At 63.7% G+C, this 19,879-nt stretch carries 8 protein-coding genes and 1 pseudogene; 5 read left to right on the top strand and 4 right to left on the bottom strand.

Features of this window, described 5'->3' with window-relative positions:
• From WAO18_RS23660 to WAO18_RS23645, 4 genes are all read right to left on the bottom strand, one after another.
• A partial coding sequence (locus tag WAO18_RS23660) for an enoyl-CoA hydratase/isomerase family protein (RefSeq protein ID WP_422208661.1) occupies positions 1-664 on the bottom strand: 664 nt, incomplete at its 3' end.
• A complete protein-coding gene (locus WAO18_RS23655) occupies positions 661-1,425 on the bottom strand; it encodes an alpha/beta fold hydrolase (RefSeq protein ID WP_422208660.1) in 765 nt (254 codons plus the stop codon). The genes WAO18_RS23655 and WAO18_RS23660, both read right to left, overlap by 4 nt.
• The gene (locus WAO18_RS23650) at positions 1,422-2,474 is read right to left on the bottom strand and encodes an acyl-CoA dehydrogenase family protein (protein ID WP_422208659.1); all 1,053 of its coding nucleotides are present in this window, start codon (positions 2,472-2,474) and stop codon (positions 1,422-1,424) included. Before WAO18_RS23650 ends, WAO18_RS23655 begins: the two co-directional genes overlap by 4 nt.
• On the bottom strand, positions 2,471-3,619 hold the full coding sequence (locus tag WAO18_RS23645) for an acyl-CoA dehydrogenase family protein (protein ID WP_422208658.1): 1,149 nt from the start codon (positions 3,617-3,619) through the stop codon (positions 2,471-2,473). The genes WAO18_RS23650 and WAO18_RS23645 overlap by 4 nt, the downstream gene beginning before the upstream one ends.
• A 796-nt stretch (positions 3,620-4,415) precedes the next feature.
• Between WAO18_RS23645 and WAO18_RS23640 the strand changes: the two genes are divergently transcribed.
• The 5 genes and pseudogenes from WAO18_RS23640 to WAO18_RS23620 form a co-directional block, all read left to right on the top strand.
• Entirely contained in the window at positions 4,416-11,942 is a 7,527-nt protein-coding gene (locus WAO18_RS23640) for an SDR family NAD(P)-dependent oxidoreductase (protein WP_422208657.1), read from the top strand.
• A complete protein-coding gene (locus WAO18_RS23635) occupies positions 11,935-17,607 on the top strand; it encodes an amino acid adenylation domain-containing protein (protein ID WP_422208656.1) in 5,673 nt (1,890 codons plus the stop codon). The genes WAO18_RS23640 and WAO18_RS23635 overlap by 8 nt, the downstream gene beginning before the upstream one ends.
• Entirely contained in the window at positions 17,604-18,773 is a 1,170-nt protein-coding gene (locus tag WAO18_RS23630; RefSeq protein ID WP_422208655.1) for an FAD-dependent monooxygenase, read from the top strand. The genes WAO18_RS23635 and WAO18_RS23630 overlap by 4 nt, the downstream gene beginning before the upstream one ends.
• On the top strand, positions 18,770-19,672 hold the full coding sequence (locus tag WAO18_RS23625) for an SDR family NAD(P)-dependent oxidoreductase (protein WP_422208654.1): 903 nt from the start codon (positions 18,770-18,772) through the stop codon (positions 19,670-19,672). Before WAO18_RS23630 ends, WAO18_RS23625 begins: the two co-directional genes overlap by 4 nt.
• Before the next feature lie 14 nt (positions 19,673-19,686).
• Positions 19,687-19,879: pseudogene (locus WAO18_RS23620) on the top strand (SAM-dependent methyltransferase); the annotation flags it as partial.

Genomic DNA, 19,879 nt, shown 5'->3' with positions numbered 1-19,879 from the left:
CGCGGGCCGTGGCCGCGGCGACCGCCTCGGCGAGTCCGGCAAGCGCGGTGGCACGAATGCTTGTCAGCGCCAATGGAGCCGAGGCGGCGATTCGGTCGGCGAACCGGATCGCCGCCGGGCGCACACTACTGTCGTCGGCCAATTCGTCGACCAACCCTGCTGCGTGAGCGAATTCCCCACCGAAACGCTCACCGGTGAGCATCCACTCAAGTGCTTTTTGCTGCCCAACGACGCGTGGCAACGTGGCCGTTATCCCGAAGCCGGGATGAAACCCGAGCCGGCTGAAGTTGGCGGCAAATCTGGAGGAGGGCGCGGCCACCCGGAAGTCTGCGCTAAGGGCAAGCCCGAGTCCGCCGCCGATCGCGGCGCCGTGCACCGCGGCGACCACCGGCTTGCTGGTGCAAAACAACCGGATGGCCTGAGTGTAAAGCTCATTGGGCGACACATGATCCTGGGCGGGCCGGGAGAAGTCGGCGCCGGCGCAGAAGTGTTTTCCCTCCGCACACAACACGATCGCCCGGCATTCGACGTCGTCGTCTAGTCGCTCGTAGGCGTCGGCGATGCCCTTGATCAGGGCGGCGTCAAAGAAGTTGTTCGGCGGCCGATGGATCTCCACCACGGCCACATGGCCGGCATATTCGACAGTCACATCCGGTGCGGTCATAGCGATTCCAGAAATTCACGCACGGCAGTATGGAAGGTCTCGGGCTGGTCCATATTCGCCGCATGCCCCGCGTCGTCGATGACGACCTTGTGTGAAGACGGAATGTGGCGGTGCATGTAGTCGGCCCCGGCCAGGAAGTCGGTATCTTGGGCGCCGACGATGACCAGTGTGGGCACCCCGATGCCGTCGAGCGAGGTGATCACCCGGGCATCCTTTTGAGCCATCACACCGCGCGCCGCGCGAGGCAGGCCCTCCGGATGCTCGTGCACCGCCTGCGCGAGTTCCGCCGAGCTGTCGGCCCGCGTGCGGCCGCTCTCGAGTTCTTGAGCACGCCGTTCCACCCATGCGTTCCAGGTGTCGCGGGCCGCGTCGTTGCGGTAGCCCGGCCCGGTGTCGACCAGTACCAACGCGGCGACCCGCTGCGGATGGACCAGGTTGAAGGCCAGAGATAGATAGCCGCCCAACGACATTCCGCCGAGCACCGCCCGATCAGCACCCGCGGCGTCCAGGATGGCAGCCATGTCGGCGACGCTGATCTGCTCGCTGTAAAGGTCCATGTTGCCGGGCGCGTCGCTGCTGCCATGGCCGCGCATGTCCCAGACGATCACCGGCCGGTCGACGCTCAGGGCATCGACATTCCGGTCCCACATGCCCGCGGTGGCGCCGAAGCCGTGCGTGAGTAGAAGCGGTACACCGGGCGCCTGCGGGTTGTGCACCCGGAAGGCCAACGTGACCCCGTCTGGGCGCTCCAGCCGGTTCACTGCATCACCTCTGACCCGGATTGGATGGCCGGGTACAGGGCGTCCGGACCGCGGGCGACCAGAGCCGCGCCGAGCCGGTCCGCCCAGCGATGATGACCGCCGGCTTCGTCTCGCCAGGCCCAGAGTCGACGGGTCAGATAATGCAACGGGTACTCCTTCGTCATGCCGATAGCGCCGTGCGTCTGATGGGCGGTCGCCGTCACCAGCTGTGCGGCCCGGTCGGCAAGCATTTTGGCGCAAGCGATTTCGAAGCTGCCCCGGCCGGCTTCGACCGCGTCGACCGCACCGTCGACAGCCGAGGCGACGACGGCGGCCTGCTGGTGGATGGTGACCAAGTGGGCTTGCACGGCCTGGAAACGACCGATGGGGCGTCCGAATTGCTCACGTTCGCCGCTGTAGCGCAATGTCATTGCCGCGACGGCACTTATCGCGCCCGCCATCAACGCGGCACGCCCCAGCGCGGCGCGCTCCCAGAGTGCTTCGTCAGTGACCCCATCCGGCGCGTCGGCGCGTGCGGTTACCGTCACACCATCGAAAACCACTGTGTCACGGGGCTCATCGGCCAGGTTGGCTCCACGGCTGACGGCCGGACCGTCGGTTGCGCCCGGTCCGGGCGCCAACACCACGACGCCGTCAACGAGTGCGATGACATGCTCGGCGCGGTGACCCCACGGCACGGCAGGCACCGTACCGAACAGGCGGTCACCATCGAGACGGAGCCTCGCAGCGGACGGCAGTACTGTGCGGACGCCCTCCGGCAAAGCGAGACCTGCAGAGGCCAATAGCCACCCGCCGACCAGACCCGACTCGGCCAGCGGGACCGGCGCCGCGTGTGCTCCCGCGACACGCAGCAGCTGGACCGCATCGGCAACGCCGCCCCCGGCTCCGCCCAGCCCCTCCGGGACCGGGACATCACTGAATCCGCTCTGCTGCAACGCTTCCCATAGTTGTGGTGCCCAACCTGCAGCGTCGGCTTCGCCGACATCCTCCCACCGGCTCTGCGCAGCAAACAGTTTGGCGGCGGCGCGATACAGTTCGTCGTCACTCATGACAAACCCTTGACGGCGACCGAGCGCAGCACCTCATTGGTGCCGCCGCGGATGGTAAACGAGGGCGCGTCCAGGACAGCGCGACGTAACAACCGTTCGAACAACGACGGTTCCCGCGCCGGCTCCAGCTCGCACACGAGCTCACGGTCCAACAACTCCCGCAACGCGCTCACGACATCCTGTTCGAACCGGGTGCCCATCTCCTTGATGAGCGCTGCCTCGGCCGCGGGCGTGCCGCCGGCGTCGATCGCCCTCGCCACGGCCAGCGAAAGCCGGCGCAGCACCCAGTACTGGGCCGCGAGCTCGCCGATCAGCCGACTCCCGGCGGGACTGGCGGCCAGATCTGGCCACTCGCGGCTGAATTCCTGAACGAGCAGGAAAGTCGAGATCCACCGGTCGGGGCCGCTGCGCTCAAAAGCCAGCTCGTTGGCGTTCTGCGCCCACCCCTGGCCGATTTCGCCTATCACCATCTCGTTCGGCACCAGCACGCCGTCAAGGATCACCTCGGCGAAGTGGTCGGTGCTGCCGTCCAGGAAGGGGATCGGCTTGACCGTCACGCCCGGGCTGCGCATGTCGATCAGGAATCGGCTCAGTCCCGCGTGGCGGGCGCCCTCGCCGGTTCGACACAGCGCGATCATGAAATCGGCTCGCATGGCGTTGCTCGTCCATACCTTGACGCCCGACACACGCCAGCTATCGCCGTCGCGCGCACCTCGAGTCCGCACCGACGCGAGGTCGCTTCCGGCGTCCGGCTCGCTCATGCCGATGCAAAAACACAACTCGCCCCGGCAAATTCGGGGCAACAGCGACCGCTTTTGTTCCTCGGTGCCATAGCGCAGGAGCACCGAGGTGATCTGCCGATCGGCCACCCAGTGATGCCCGACCGGGGCGCCCCAGCGCAGTAGTTCTTCGACGACGACAAAGCGGTCGACGGCGGTGGCGTCGCGACCGCCATAGCGCGCGGGGACCGCCATGCCGATCCAGCCTCGTTCAGCTAACTCAGCGGAGAACTTTGGATTGACCTCGGCGCTCATCCCCAGGCCAGGCTCGAACGTCCCCCAGGGCAGCGTTTCGACCAGGAAGGTACGAACCTGCTGCCGCAACTCCAGCTCTGGGGCGGTGAGCGCGGCCGACGACGTGACCATACTTGGCAGGCTAACCGCAACCTCGCCTCCTACATCTAGCCGGTAACGCCTACCACGATCGCGCAAGTGGTGGTTGCCAAATTTCAGTTCACTTTTGGTCGGCTAGTTGCCCATCGGGAAAGTCGCTTGAGAAAGTCGTCATCCTGACGGCGGAGAGATGCAAGTCGGAGTACCAAGACGCCGATCGACGCGCATGACGCAGCCTGCTCGACACGGCCGCGTTCGAGGCCACAACGATGCGCTGGGCAGCGGCGGCAATTACTGAATCAGAACGGGCGAGATCTCAGTAGTGCACTACTGAGATCGTCGCGCCATGGGGCAGTGAGGATTTCATCAGCGCAACTGAGCTGCGTAGGGCCACCGTTTCGCCAGAAATGCCATGAACCGGCAGATCCGGTACTTCCGAAGGGAGAGAAGAGATGACACGAAAACTCATCGCCGTATACAGGACGACTGGGCAAGATCCGGCTTACGCCGCACGCGTTAGTCGCTGACGTGGTGGGAGTTGGAAGTAAAGCTCATGGTGTGGTCGATGTGAATCACTACTCGATCGTCGCGAAAGAAGGTGAATGCAAGGGAAATCCCTGTATCGGGGCGTTGCGTGTTTGCTTATCGTCGGCGGGGGACTCCTATGACTTTCGGCACAGACAGCGAAGAAATATTCATTTGTGGTGGTTGAAGGGGTTGTCGATGGTTCGTCGGCGTGGCACCAACGACAACAATCAGTCGCACCCTGCTATGACGCGTCGTCGTCGCGTGGTCGGCCTTTGGGCGAGCGCCGGCAGGCTGATGAGAAATGGCCAGTGAAGAAGGGCTGCGCACGCAGTTGCAGAGCGCTGAGCGCAGCGAGCCGATCGCCATTCTCGGGATGGGTTGCCGCTTTCCGGGCGGTGTCAACTCACCGGCTGACCTGTGGCAGTTGATCTCCGAGGAATGCGACGCAACCTCGGAGTTTCCCACCGACCGCGGCTGGAACCTCGAGGCGTTGTTTGGGCCCGACCCCGAGGCGCCAGGTGCCACATACGTGCGTGCGGGCGCATTTGTGCGCAACGAAGGCGATTTTGACCCGGCGTTCTTCGGGATCGGGCCGCGTGAAGCCCAAGCGATGGACCCGCAGCAGCGACTGCTGCTTGAGGTGACGTGGGAGGCACTGGAGCGCGCGATGATCGACCCAATTTCCTTGCACGGCAGTGATACCGGCGTGTTCGTCGGCGTGGGCGGGCAGGAATACGGCCCGCGGATCTACGACGATAACGAGGGATTTGCCGGCTACCTGACGACCGGTACCACAACCAGCGTCGCGTCGGGTCGGGTGGCCTACACACTTGGGCTGCAGGGCCCGGCGTTGACGGTGGACACTGCCTGCTCATCATCACTGGTCGCGGTGCATCTTGCGGTGCGATCGTTGCGGTCCGATGAATGTGACTTGGCGATTGCGGGCGGTGCGACCGTGGTGTGCTCACCCAGCCTTTACATCGGCCTCGGCCGGCAGGGCGCGTTGTCCGAAGACGGCCGATCCAAGCCTTTCGCTGCGGCTGCCGACGGGTTTGGCGTTGGTGAGGGTGCCGGCGTGCTGGTCCTGGCCCGGCTGTCGCGAGCGCGCAGACTCGGTTACCCAGTGCTCGCACTCATTCGGGGCAGCGCCCTCGGACAGGACGGAGCCTCCAACGTGCTGACCGCGCCGAGCGGTCCGGCTCAGCAGCGGGTGATTCGGCAAGCTCTGGTGGATGCGGACCTGACCGCGGGGGAGGTCGACGTGGTCGAGGCGCATGGCACTGGCACGAGGGTCGGCGATCCGATCGAAGCCCAAGCGCTGCAGGCGACATACGGCAAAGCCCACTCGCCGGCGCGGCCCCTGCTGGTCGGCTCGGTCAAGTCGAACATCGGCCATGCGCAATACGCGGCCGGGGTCGCCGGGATCATCAAGACCGTCGAGTCGATGCGGCACGGGGTAGTACCCGCGACGGTGCATCTGGATTCGCCTACACCGCAGGTTGATTGGTCGACTGGAACGATCGAGGTGGTCGGTCGCGCATGTCCGTGGCCAGACCAGACCGACCGACCCCGGCGTGCTGGGGTGTCGGCGTTCGGCATCAGCGGAACAAATGCCCACGTGATAGTCGAGCAGGCGTCGTCAGAATTGGCGAGCGCGAAGCCATCCCGCAAACGTCCGTCGGTGATGCCTTGGGCGTTGTCTGCGAAGTCCGCGTCGGCACTGGCCGCGCAGGCGGCCCGGTTGCGGCAATTCGTCGAGCACAATGCCGATTTGGATCCGCATGACGTGGCGTACTCACTGGTCACCACCCGGGCGTTGTTCGACCACCGTGCGGTTGCGGTCGGATCCGACCGTGACGAGTTGTTGACTGGGTTGGCGGCGATCGCCTCCTGCGAACCAGCACCGAACGTGGTAACGGGAAAAGCCGCCGCCACGGGCGGAACCGTCTTCGTCTTCCCCGGCCAGGGATCGCAGTGGACTGGCATGGCGATGGAACTGTTGGACTCCGCACCGGCGTTCGCAGATCGAATGCGTCTCTGCGATGCGGCTTTCGCCGAGTTTGTCGACTGGTCGTTGCTCGAGGTCGTGCGGGGCGGCGTCGGTTCTGGAAACCTCGACCGGGTCGACGTGGTGCAGCCCGTGCTGTTTGCGGTGATGGTGTCGCTGGCCGCGCAATGGCAGGCACTGGGAATCCATCCGGATGCCGTTCTCGGCCATTCGCAGGGCGAGATCGCAGCTGCCTACGTCGCCGGTGCCCTCTCGTTGCGAGACGCAGCGAAGGTCGTCACATTGCGGAGCAAGGCGATCAGCGGAATTGCGGGAACCGGTGGCATGGTCTCGATCCCGTGGCCCGTCGAACGAGTTCTGGCGCTCATCGAACCATGGAGGCAATCGGTTTCCGTCGCCGCACGGAACGGTCCGTCTTCTTGCGTCGTCACTGGCGACGCAACCGCGTTGGACGAGCTGATGGCCGAATGCGAACGGGATGACGTGGCGGCCACGCGGATTCCCGTCGATTATGCGTCGCATTCCACTCAGGTCGAGAGTTTGCGGGAGACCCTGCGCGAGTCACTATCAGGACTGCAGCCGCGCACCGGCGATATCGCATTCATCTCCGCGGTCACCGGCGCCAAGCTGGACACGTCGACCCTCGCCGGCGACTACTGGTTCGCTAATCTGCGGCAACCGGTGCTGTTTGAACAGGCTGTCCGGTGGGCGTACGAACACGGTTATCGCACATTCATTGAATCCAGCCCGCATCCGGTTCTGACTGTCGGCATCGTGGAATCACTGGAGGGCCTGGGTGACGATCACAGCGTGGTTGGGACGCTTCGACGCAACGAAGGCGGCATGCGCCGAGTCTTGCTGTCGGCTGCCGAAACCCACGTACACGGAAAAACACCCAACCTGGCGAGCATGTTTGACGACACTGGCGCTTGTCGCATCGACTTGCCCACTTATGCCTTCGAGCAGAAGCGATACTGGCTAGACCCCACGCCCGGGTTCGTCGACGCGAGCAGTCTCGGCGTCACGGCCGCGGAGCATCCTCTGCTCGGCGCGGTTGTGCAACAAGCTGATTCAGGCGAAGTCATTCTCACCGGTCGGCTGTCGCTCGCATCCCATCCGTGGCTGGCCGACCACAAGGTGCACGAGGTCGTGCTCGTACCCGGTGCCGCGATGGTGGAGATGGCACTCCACGCGGGCGATCGTGCGGGGTGCCCACGAGTCGACCAACTGGTGCTGCACGCCCCAATGGTCGTCGGCGAACATAGTGGTTTAGCCGTGCAAGTCGTCGTCGGCGCATGGCGGCAGTCCGGCGAACGCCCTGTCCGGATCTACTCGCGGATCGACCGCGATGGTGCGGACCGGCCGTGGACACGCCATGCCGAAGGTGTACTCGCCCCCACCCCCGAGCGCTGGCACAGGGAGGCGTTCGAACACTGGCCCCCGGAGGGTGCGGAACCGATCGACGTTTCCGAGGCTTACCCGAAGCTGGCGGCGCGTGGATACGAATACGGTCCGGCGTTCCGCGGCCTGCGCTCGGTGTGGCGTCGTGGCGCCGAGGTCTTCGTGGAAGCGGCATTGCCGGAGAAGGTGAAGGCCCACGCGAGTCGGTTCGGTCTGCATCCGGTGCTGCTTGATGCGGTCCTGCACAGCATCGTTGTCGGCGGCATCCTGGCAGAATCGGAGCTGACCAGGTTGCCGTTCGAATGGGAAGGCGTATCGCTGCATGCCGTGGGCGCGAGCCGGCTTCGCGCCCGGATCACGCTCATCGGCGACGACACGGTTGCCGTTACTCTGTTGGACAGCTGCGGGGCTTTGGTTGGCCGTATCGATTCGCTTGCCCTGCGCGGGGTTTCAACCAATCGGTTGCTGATGAGTACTGTGGCCGACGACGGTCTGTACGGATTGGACTGGGTCCCCCTCGCGCCGCCTGACGAGAACGCAGGCTGCTTCGCCCCGAAGAATGCCACTGTATTGCGTTGTCCGACAACGACTGCAGACGGCGAAGGGTTCGCTGACGGCAAGCATCGAGCGCTGGCAATGGTGCTGGATCAGGTGCAGGATTGGCTGTCGGACGATAGTCATGACGAAGACGCGCGACTGGTGGTGCTCACCTGCGGAGCGATCTCGATCAACTCCTCCGAGGATGTCACCGATCTCGGCCAGGCCGCTATCTGGGGATTAGTGCGGAGCGCACAAACCGAAAACCCAGGGCGCATCTCATTAGCCGACGTCGACGACTGGACCAGTGCCGATGTTGCGGTCGCCGAAACAGCCGGTGGCGACGAATCGCAACTCGCGCTCCGTGATGGCGCATGCTTTGCCCCCCGGGTGGTGCACACCGAGCGACCCGATGGCGCTGAATTAGTCGAGGCGGGCGCTTGGCGACTCGCCACACTCGGCAACGGCACACTTGACTCGCGGAACGTCGTCTTGCGTTCGTCGCCCGAATCCAACCTTCCGCTGGAGCCCGGCCAAGTGCGATTGGCTATGCGCTGCACCGGTGTGAACTTCCGTGATGTTCTGATCGCACTGGATGACTCGCCCGACGACCTCGGCCTTGAAGGCTCCGGCGTCGTCCTCGAGGTCGCCGATGATGTGTTCGAGTTCGCCCGGGGCGACCGCGTGATGTGTCTCTTGTACGGTGCGGGACCTGTTGTCGTCGCAGATCACCGGACGGTGGCGCGCATCCCCTCTGGCTGGTCCTACGCTCAGGCAGCGACGGTACCTGCGGCTTTTCTCACCGCATACTTCGCGTTGGCGGACCTCGCCCGCGTGAGCGCAGGTGAGCGGGTGCTGGTACACGCCGCCACCGGCGGAGTTGGCATGGCTGCGGTGCAGCTGGCTCGACACTGGGGTCTGGAGGTATATGCGACGGCCAGCCCTGGAAAATGGAAAACTCTGCGCGGCATGGGAATCGACGACGAGCACATCGGGAACTCGCGCACGGTCGAGTTCGAGCAGAAGTTCTCCGCGGCAACCGGCGGTGCGGGGGTGGACGTCGTACTCAATTGCCTGACAGGGGAATTCATCGACGCGTCGCTGAGACTCTTGCCACGTGGCGGGCGATTCATCGAGATGGGCAAAACCGACATCCGAGATCCCGGCGAGGTGGCGGCCAGGCATCCGGGTGTTCGGTATCGAGCGTTCGATCTTCTGAGCGAACCCGGTCCGGACCGTGTGCGCGAGATCCTTGGCGAGCTATCAACACTATTCGACGCCGGCGAGCTACGTCCACTTCCGCTGCGTTCCTGGGACGTTAGAGAAGCATCGGAGGCCTATCGTTTCATGAGTCGAGCCCGCCACGTCGGCAAGGTGGTGCTCACCGTGCCCACACCGCTGGACCCAGAAGGCACGGTGCTGATCACGGGCGGCACCGGCGTGCTCGGGATGCTGCTCGCCCGTCATCTGGTAACTCGTCATGGCGCGCGCAACCTGCTACTCATCAGCCGCAATGGCCGCGCGGCCGAAGGTGCGGCGGCGATCGAATCGGAGTTGACCAAGCTTGGTGCATCAGTACGGATCGAATCGTGCGACGCGGCGGACCGAGTTTCGTTGCAGGGACTGCTCACCGAGATACCGGCCGAGCATCCGTTGAGCGCCGTCATCCACGCGGCCGGCGTGCTCGACGACGCCGTATTCGCCGCACAGACGCCACGTCACCTGGACGCGGTGCTGCGGCCGAAAATCGATGCGGCGTGGAATCTGCACCAACTGACCGCGCCCGCGGACCTGTCCGCTTTCGTGCTGTTCTCTTCGGCAGCGGGTGTTCTCGGCTCCGCGGGCCAGGCTAACTACGCGGCGGCCAATGCTTTCCTCGATGGGCTCGCACAGCATCGCCGGCAGCAGGGGCTGCCGGCTGTGTCGATGGCGTGGGGATGGTGGGCGCAAGCGACCGGAATGACAGGCCATCTCGATGCGCGCGATCGCGCGCGCATGAGCCGCAGCGGCTTTGTCCCGATGTCGTCGGCGGACGGCCTCGCGCTGTTCGATGCCGCACTCGGGCAGGCACGAGCATTTGTGATGCCGGCCCAGATGAATCTCGCTGCGCTCCGCACCCATTCGGCGGTTGCGGGCCTGCCACCAATGTTCCGTGGTCTGATCAGTAGTGCCCGGCGCGCCGCCGAGTCCGATGCCCCGGCAGAATCCTCATCCGATCTCCGACAGCGGATCGCGGTGATGAGCACATCCGAACGGGAACAGGAACTGCTCGGTATCATCCGTTCCCACGCGGCCGTAGTGCTCGGGCACGATTCGGCGGACGCGGTAGGCACCGACCAGGAGTTCAAGGACCTGGGCTTCGATTCGCTGGGTTCGGTTGAGTTCCGGAATCGGCTCAAATCGGCGACAGGTCTGAAGCTGCCTACGACCGCTGTACTCGACTATCCGACACCGACAGCATTGGCCCGGTACCTGGCCCGCGCACTCGACATCGACGGCCCTCCGGACGGCTGGGAAGAGCGACGCCACAGCGGAATCCAACCTCCGCACTGGCCGTTGACGGCATACCAGCGAGATATCGTCGCCGTCGGTGCGCGCTACCCGGATCTCGCAATCGTGCAGGCATTCGGCTATGCCCGGCTGGAGGGCACGGTGAATCTGGAGTGGATGCGCGAGTGCATGCGGCGGACATACCTGCGAAACGATTCGCTGCGACTGCGTATCGAGCTTCGCGACGGCGAATTCGTCCAGCGCGTTAGTACCGACCTACCCGAGCTCGCATTCGTCGATTTTAGCGGCGACGCGGACCCCGAGGCAGCCCGCAGACGCTGGATCGAGCAGGCCAGTGAGCGGGTGCTTCCACTCGACGGGCCATTGACGTATGCCGCCGTGCTCGTCGATCGGACCGATTCGTTCTTGGTGTACGCGTGCTTCCATCACGCCGTGGGGGACGGTTGGAGCGTCAATCTCGCGATGAGCCAGCTGTTCAACGAGTACGCGTCAGGCGTCGACGCGGACAGCGACGACCACATCGAGATGCCGAGCTATCTGGACTTCGTCCGCGCCGAGCGTGAATACCGCGGCTCGCCGGAATGGGCGGCCGATCGCCAGTACTTCGTCGCGAAATACCGCGACGTTGAACCTGCGCTGTTCGCCCGCAGTGGATCAGTGCGTAGTCGGCATCGGCGGCATCACACCTTGCGAGTCAATCCTGAAACAGCCCAACGTATTCGAGACACCAGTCGTTCGGTATTCGCGTTCACTGCAGCCGCCCTCGGCGAGTACCTGCGCCGGGTACACCGCGGCCGCGACATCGTGGTTGGGGTCCCGTTCCTAAACCGATCGTCGGATGCCGAACTCCGCACCCTCGGCTGCATGGTGAACATGCTGCCGCTGCGAATTCCCGTCGACAGCGTGACGTCGGCGGCCGAACTCGCCGATCGGATCAACGCGGAGGTATGGGAACTGCAGCCGCGGCAGCGGTTTGCTTTTGGCGACACCATGGCGGCGTTGCAGGATAACTCTGGGCGGTTTCCGACGCTGTTCGACGTGACCTACTCATATCAGAAGGTTCCCGATACCGAACACGCACAGTGGATGTGGAAGAACGTTGACATGCTCGCGTCGGGGTACTCACTCGACGCGGTCAACATCGTCGTTCGTGATCACGAGCGGGACGGTTCGCTTGAGGTGGATCTGTTCTACGCTGACGATGTCTTCGACGCGAACTATCGGTTCACTGACGCTTTGCGTCACGTGTTGACCTTGATCGACCACGCGCTCAAAGCACCCGATATGCCGCTTGACCAGATCGACATGCTCTCCGATGCGGATCGCGCCGAGCTGGAGACCTTCGCCTGCGGAGCGCCGATCGATGCTTGATCTCGCACAGAACGCGACGGTTGATCGATTGGCCGCGGACATACCCGGTAAACGCACTGCGGTGGTGTCAGAGGACGTAACTCTGTCCTATTCGGAGTTCGTCAACGCCGTGAATCACATTGCGCAAGTGCTGCGGGCCGAGGGCATTGAGCGCGACGAGTGCGTCGCCGTACTCGTGCCCCGGTCGCCGGAGCTTGTGGTTGCGATTCACGGAATCATGCGCGCGGGCGCCGCATACGTGCCGATCGACGTGAACTATCCAGCGCTGCGGATCCGTACGATCATTGAAGAAAGCGGTGCCCGTGTTCTCGTGGCCGGAGCCGAATTCGCTGGACTCGCTGATGAACTCGGTCTTAGCCGCGTAGAGCCCAGCACCGCCGGAGCGGATCCCGTCGAGCCGGTCGCCTTGCCCCACGACTTGGCTTACGTCATATACACGTCCGGATCGACCGGCCGGCCGAAGGGCGTGGAAGTCGAGCATCGGTCGGTAGTGAACCGACTGCAGTGGATGCAGCGGCGGTATGCACTTGGCCCCGACGACGTGATCCTGCAGAAGACGCCGGTGACGTTCGATGTCTCTGTATGGGAGTTGATGTGGTGGGCGATGGCGGGCGCCAGTGTCGCGCTGCTAGAGCCGGGTGGCGAACGTGATCCGCGCAAGATCGTCGCGGCCGTAGAGCGACATCGCGTCACGGTGATGCATTTCGTGCCGTCAATGCTTGGACCATTCTTGGACCAACTTGAGGCGCAGCCTGATTCGATGCACCGGCTCACGTCCCTGCATACGGTGTTTTGCAGTGGGGAAGTACTGAGCCCCGCGTTGGTCGAGCGGTTCATCCGCGTATTCGGTGCTATCGGGGTGCCGCGGCTGGTGAATCTCTACGGTCCGACCGAGGCGACGGTAGACGTGACCTACTTCGACTGCCCTTCGGCCGGGCCGGTCGACGTGGTTCCGATCGGAAAACCTATCGACAACACACTATTGCTGGTTCTCGATGACCGCGGAAACCGCTGCCCGGTGGGAGTGGCGGGTGAATTGAACATCGCCGGTGTGGGTTTGGCCCGCGGTTATCACGGCCGCCCCGATCTGACCGCGGTGGCGTTCGCCCAGGATCAAAGCGTGCCGGGCGGCCGACGGTACCAAACGGGTGATCTCGCCCGCTGGCGCGCGGACGGGAACCTGGAGTTCCTGGGCCGCATCGACGATGAGGTGAAGGTCCGCGGCAACCGGGTGAGCCTCGGCGAGGTACAAGCGGCAATGGAGTCCTGTCCAGGTGTGCGATCGGCGGTCGTGATAGCCGAGTCGTCGGAAACCCACGGAATCCACCTGATCGGTTATTTCGTCGGAGAGTCGGTCTCCCTTGATCAACTCGCCAATGACCTGGCACAGCGGATACCCGCGTACATGATCCCTACCAGCTTCGTCGAACTGAACGCGCTCCCGCTGACGGCGAGCGGCAAATTGGATCGTCGGGCGCTGCCCTCGCCCGGCGCGCCGGATCGATCGGCCGTCGCCCCGCGAACCCCGGCGGAGGCAGCGCTGGTCGATGTGTTCGCGTCGGTCCTTGGCGTGGACTCCGTTGGCGTGCATGACAATTTCTTCACTGTCGGGGGAGACTCAATACTTTCCCTTTCCGTGCGAACCGAGGCAGAAAAGCGTGGCATCGCTTTCGATATTGAGGAACTCTTCGTCCGGCCCACGGTTGCCGAACTGGCCGAGTCTATTTCGCAGGTGACGCCTGAAGCTGAAGGTGTCACAGACGCGTTTGCGTTGCTCCCCTTGATCGATCGTGCTGCACTGCACGACGCCGAAGATGCTTTCCCCGTGACCGCGTTGCAGCTCGGAACATTATTTCACAGCATGGAGCGTGCTGGTTCCACCATGTACAAGGATGTCTTCCGCTACCGGTTAGCGATGCCGTGGCGACAAGCGGAGTTCGCAGAGGCGTTCGATCGGCTTGTCGCTCGGCATCCTGCGCTGCGGTTGTCATTCGAACTCAATCAGCATTCTGTGCCGGTGCAGGTTGTCAGGGCCTGCGTGCCGAGCGCTTTCGACATCGTGACCGGCGCCGACGACTCGGACGTCCGCGAGTACATGTCGGCCCTGCAAAGGCGAAATTATGACTTCAGCCGCGGTCCGCTATATAGCCTACGGGCGTTTGTACGTGATGACGGTGTCGATCTGGTTTTCGCGTTCCATCACGCGATTCTGGACGGCTGGAGTGTCGCGAACCTCATCCGCGAACTGCTGCAGGACTACCTGTTCGGTCTCGGCCTCGATGTACCGCCAATAAACGCAGAGCCTTATTCGGCAGCGATGCTCGCCGAGTATGTCCGCTTGGAGCGAGAAGCAGCCGAAAGTATTCCCGCGCAGCAGTTCTGGCGCCATGCTTTAGCCGGATCGCACGCGACGTCGCTGGATTCCTACGGTGCCCACGAGCCGACATCGACAGCAGAGCCGGACGTGACGGTGTTGATCCCTCACTGGCTGCAGGACGCCGCGCAGCACCTTGTGGTGTCTCGCAAACTACCAATGAAATCGGTATTGCTGGCAGCGCATTGCGTCAGCCTACAAAGACTCTCGGGCGAGACCGACGTCACGACTGGGCTCGTCACTCATGGGCGTCCTGGTCGCGCCGGTGCAGAACGAACCGCCGGACTGTTTCTCAACATGATCCCGATTCGGCTCGGCAACAGTCCCGCGACGTGGCTCGACGTCGTCGAACACATTGTTCAGTTCGAGCGAGCGAGCCATCGCTATCGGCGGTATCCCCTGCAGGCCATGCAATCTGACGCGGGCCGTCCGGTGCTCAATACGGTTTTCAATTTCGTCCATTACCACGTTTTCGCCGAGCTGGCCACTGCCACCGGGGTCGAACTGCTTGGGTTCGAGGCAGCTGAGCAGACGAATTACGCGCTCGTGGTGACCGCCGCGATGGATCCGCGGACCGGCCGACTGTCACTTCGGGTAGCTGGCGATCGATCGGCGCTAACAGCCACGCAAGCAAGCGAATACGCGCACACGTTCATTCGAGTGCTCGCGGCAATCGTCCGCTCACCCCAACTGGCCAGTGATTATGCAGCTGATGAGTTGTCTGCTCGCGACGTTGCGCAATTCATCGCTCAGCGGGCTGCGGCCGCGCCGGATGCAATCGCGCTGGCGACCGACTCCGCCACCTGGACGTATGCCGAATTGGACAGCAGCGCCGAACGAATCGCTGCTGGCCTGTTGACCGCGGGCATGCCGCCAGGAGCGCGTGTGGGCGTGATGCTGGATCGGTCGCCGGAGCAGATCGCGACAGTGCTCGGCGTGCTGAAGGCCGGTGCGGCGGTTGTCCCGTTGGACCCCAGCTACCCGAAGGCACGGGTCAACGCAATGATCGATCGTGTGCGGCCGTTCCGCGTCATTTCCGACCTCGCCGAAGCGCGGGCGCTGATGCAAGTTCCTGCGGCAACACCGCTTCCGGCAATCGACCCCGAGACTGCCGCTTATGTGTTGTTCACATCGGGTTCGACCGGGGAACCCAAGGGCGTCACGATGCCGCACCGTGCTCTCGCCAACCTGATCACATGGCAGAACCGGCGTCCGTCGGGTGCCGCCGGCGGTACAACGCTGCAATTCTTCCCGTTGTCTTTCGATGTGTCATTTCAGGAAATCCTCTCGACGCTCTGCGGTGGCGGGACGTTGCGGCTGGTGTCCGAGTCGCCGCGCAAGGATCTGCGGCGACTGGTGGGCCTCGTCGCCGACGAGGGGATCGAACGCGTATTTCTGCCCTGCGTCGCGCTGCAGGCATTCGCGGAGGCAGCATATGTCACACGAACGCGGCTGGAGTCGCTGCGCGTGGTGATCAATCTCGGCGAACCGCTGAGGATGACACCTGAGATCCGCTGGCTGTGCTCGGCGAACCCCAGTCTCGTGCTGGAGAATCATTACGGCCCGACCGAAACGCACGTGGTGGCCTGCTACACCTTGAGTGGTCCGCCGGAGGACTTTCCCGAGCTGCCACCCATCGGCACCGCGATCGACGGCGCAACGATAAGCCTGCTTGACGCCGACCTGCGTCCGGTTCCGCCCGGAACGAAAGGTGAGATTTACGTCGGGGGTCGTTGCCTCGCAATCGGCTATGAGGCGCGCGACGATCTCACTGCGGAACGGTTTGTCTCGATCGGAGAGCACGACCAGAAGATGTATCGCACTGGTGATCTGGGGCTCCAGCTGCCCAGCGGTGACCTGGTTTACCTTGGCCGGGACGACAACCAGGTGAAGGTGCGCGGCTTCCGCGTTGAGTGCGCCGAGATCGAGATCGCGTTGATGAAGCTCAGTGATAAGGCGATCCGGGCGGCTGCCGTCGTGGCGCGAAATCTCGGCGGGTCGGACTGCGTCCTCGTTGCCCATCTCGTCGGTGACTCGAAAAAAGCCGACGTCGCCGCGATCCGAGCCGGCCTGCGAGCGGCGCTGCCCGAGTACATGATTCCGACGCACTTTCAATGGCTCGAGGAATTTCCGCTTACGCCGAGCGGCAAACGTGACGATAAAGCGCTGCGTGAGTGGCCGCTGTGCACCGCCGTTGCGGTGCGGGCAGATGCCGCGCCGTGCAATGGCTACGAGCGCGCAGTCGCTGACATCATGGAAGAGTTCTCGGGTAGCTCAGGGTTCGCGGCCGACACCAACTTCTTCGATGCTGGAGGCACATCGATTGGTGCAATGCGTGTCGCGATGGCGATCGGGCGGATATGGGACGTCGAGGTTCCGCTCGATGCGTTCGTTACCGCACCCACCCCCGCGCACCTGGCCAGCCTGATCGCAGCGGGCGGATCGGCACGGGCGTTCGATCCCATTGTCGCCCTGCGTACTTCGGGCGATCGCTCGCCGTTGTTTCTGGTCCACCCTATCGGCGGAAATGTCCTTTGCTATCTCGATCTCGTCAAGCACCTCGCGGTCAATCAGCCGGTCTTCGCGCTCCAGGCGGTAGGTGCCGGGCCCGGTGCGACGCCACTGCGCACGATGAGCGACCTAGCCGCATCCTATATCGCGGCGATCCGCAAATCGCACCCCCACGGCCCATACAACATCGGGGGATGGTCTTTCGGCGGCTCCGTCGCCGTCGAGATGGCGCGACAGCTAGCCGACGAGGAACTGGCACGTCTGATCCTGCTCGATACAATCGCGCTAGGCGACGGCCCCCGTGCCGAAATATCTGAACATGACTTGATCACTTGGTTTTTCGCGGAATTGCTGTGGCATGCCCACGGCATGAAGACAGCACCGCTGACGCTCGGCTGCAACGGCACGGATCGTGACTCGTTGTTCGATTCGATACTCCGCCAGGCGATCGACGCCAAAATCGTTCCCGCCGAGAGCTCGATGCAGTTGATCCGACGGCTCTTTGAGATATTCCGCGCCAATTACGAGGCCGGGCTGAACTATCGGTATCAGCCGTTGGACCGTGATATCACACTGCTGAAGTCGGCCCAGCCAATGCCGGCGGAGGCTGAGCATGTCCACCATATCGTCGGCAGCAGCTTCAACAGCCAAACCAACGGCTGGGATCGCTTGGCACCTCGCAGCCTGACCGTGATGGACGTGGCCGGTGACCACTTGTCGATGATGTCCGAGCCCAACATCGCCGACGTTGCGGCGAAACTGGAAGTGGCGTTGCAGTGAGCCCGCCCAAGGTTCTGATCGTAGGCGCCGGCATCGGCGGTCTTACCGCGGCTATCGCGTTGCGCGCCAAGGGCATCAACGTGGAAGTCTATGACGCAGCGCCACACTTAGCGAATAGCGGCACCGGATTAGGATTGGCGAGTAACGCGACGAAGGTGCTGCGCGCGCTGGGTATCGATCTAGGTTTCGGCGAACGCGGCTGCGCACTTGAACATCTCGAGCTACGCACCGCTCGGGGCAAAATGATTCGGGCTCTTCCGATCCAGTCCATCACTGCGGAACTCGGGGATCCGGTTGTCAATATTCACCGAAGCGAGCTGATGCGGGCGCTGCTGAACGCTGCCGGTGACACACCGATCCATTTCGGCGCGCAGATCGTGGACTTTGATACCGACGACGATCAGGGCATCCGCGCCAGGTGTGCCGATGGCTCCGTCGTGCGGGCCGACGTACTGATCGGTGCAGACGGCATCCGGTCGACAATTCGGTCAAAGATCGCCGGCGCGGCACCGCCTACCCATTGCGGGTATGTCATCTGGCTTGCCACAGTTCCTTTCAGCCATCCACGGGTCGTCACCGGATACGCCGGCCATTACTGGGGAAACGGCCAGCGTTTCGGGTTGGTCGACATCGGTGGGGGGAGGGTTTATTGGTGGGGCAGTAGGAACATGCCGGTCGAACAGGCGCGCTCGTGGCGTGGTGGTAAGACGGAGGTTTCCGCAGCGTTCGGCGGTTGGGCTCCGGAAATAGTCGATGTGATCGAGCGGACACCGGACCACACCATCTTGACCGTGCCTGCGCTGGATCGACCGTTCCTCAAGCAGTGGGGCCGCGGCCCGGTTAGCCTGCTCGGCGACGCCGCCCACCCGATGCAAACCAGCTTGGGGCAAGGCGCGAGCTCGGCGGTGGAGGACGGTTACGTGCTGGCGGAAGCCATCGCTCGTGTGTCTGATCCCGTTGCAGCGCTGAGGCGGTACGAGGATCTTCGCCGCGACCGAGCTCGCATGCTGGTACGGAGTTCGCGGCGGTACAGCCGACTTGAGCAAGTGCAGAACCCCGTCGCACGTGCCGCGCGGGATCTGGGGGTGCGCTGCGCGCCGACTTGGTTCCTCAAGTGGCACAACATCCGTCCGATGCGGTTCGACCTGGCGTGGGATGCGAGATGACGCCGGCACGATCGAAGTCGGTTGTTATCACCGGCGCGTCGAGCGGGCTCGGAAAGGCCGCCGCTATCCGGCTCAGCCAACTCGGCTATCGGGTGTTCGCAGGCGTGCGTACCGAGTCGAGCGCTGCTGTGCTTTCCGGGGTTTCGCCTTCGTCGGGCGAGCTCATCCCGGTGATACTCGATGTCACCGACGCAGACTCGATCGCACAGGCCGGCGAACTCGTTGAGCACAGCTGTGGAGACACCGGACTGTGGGCCGTCGTCAACAACGCGGGGATCAGCGTCTGCGCGCCGCTGGAATGCATTCCGATGGAGGTGATGCGCACCCAGCTGGAGATAAATGTTGTCGGCGCAATTGCGGTGTCGCAGCGCTTCCTTCCGCTGTTGCGCGCAACTGGAGGAAGGATCGTCAACGTCAGCTCTGGTATCGCTAATATCGCGCCGGCGTATTCAGCGCCATACGCGGCAGCCCAGTTCGCCAAGGAGGGGCTGAGCGATGCGCTGCGCCGCGAGCTGCGCCCGTTAGGAGTTCGCGTCTCGGTTATCCAACCCGGCCTGGTCTATACACCGATCTGGAGCAAGATTCGCGAATCAGCTGACGAGATCCTTGCTGCGGCCCCGGCCGACGTCCTCGAAATTTACCGCGCCCGATTCTCCGCATTTCTTAGCACCAATGAAGTCCGGGCACAGGCGAGCAAGACCACGGCCGCGGACTACGCCGATGCCGTCGCCGCCGCGGTGGCAGCCACGCGCCCGAAGACCCGATATCGTGTCGGCGCCGACTCGTGGACCAGCGCTCTCGCGCGCCGCATGGTGTCCGATCGGATGATGGACGTTTTGATCGCAGCCGCTTTTAGGCGCTCGTCCTCCGGGTCGATGATTCGTGCACGAAGAACATGACCGTTACAACGTGAATTGGAGACTCTCCCGTGGAATTTACCTACTTCCTGGCGTTCAACCGATTGGTCTCGAAGCTCTTCTACCGCATCCAAACCCGCTTGGTTGCTGCCGACGACGTAGTGTTCCTCAACATCGGCTACGAGGAAGATCCGCCAATGGCTGTGCCGCTCGCGGAATCCGATGAGCCCGACCGGTTCTCCATTCAGC

The sequence above is a fragment of the Mycobacterium sp. genome (assembly GCF_049278535.1).
GTDB lineage: Bacteria > Actinomycetota > Actinomycetes > Mycobacteriales > Mycobacteriaceae > Mycobacterium.
This window is presented reverse-complemented; position numbering and strand designations above follow the sequence as displayed.

What these genes read in the sequence shown, in the direction of transcription:
- WAO18_RS23650 (WP_422208659.1), bottom strand. Translation starts at nt 2,474, where the DNA reads ATGAGTGACGACGAACTGTATCGCGCCGCCGCCAAACTGTTTGCTGCG.
- WAO18_RS23645 (WP_422208658.1), bottom strand. Translation starts at nt 3,619, where the DNA reads ATGGTCACGTCGTCGGCCGCGCTCACCGCCCCAGAGCTGGAGTTGCGG.
- WAO18_RS23640 (WP_422208657.1), top strand. Translation starts at nt 4,416, where the DNA reads ATGGCCAGTGAAGAAGGGCTGCGCACGCAGTTGCAGAGCGCTGAGCGC.
- WAO18_RS23635 (WP_422208656.1), top strand. Translation starts at nt 11,935, where the DNA reads ATGCTTGATCTCGCACAGAACGCGACGGTTGATCGATTGGCCGCGGAC.
- WAO18_RS23625 (WP_422208654.1), top strand. Translation starts at nt 18,770, where the DNA reads ATGACGCCGGCACGATCGAAGTCGGTTGTTATCACCGGCGCGTCGAGC.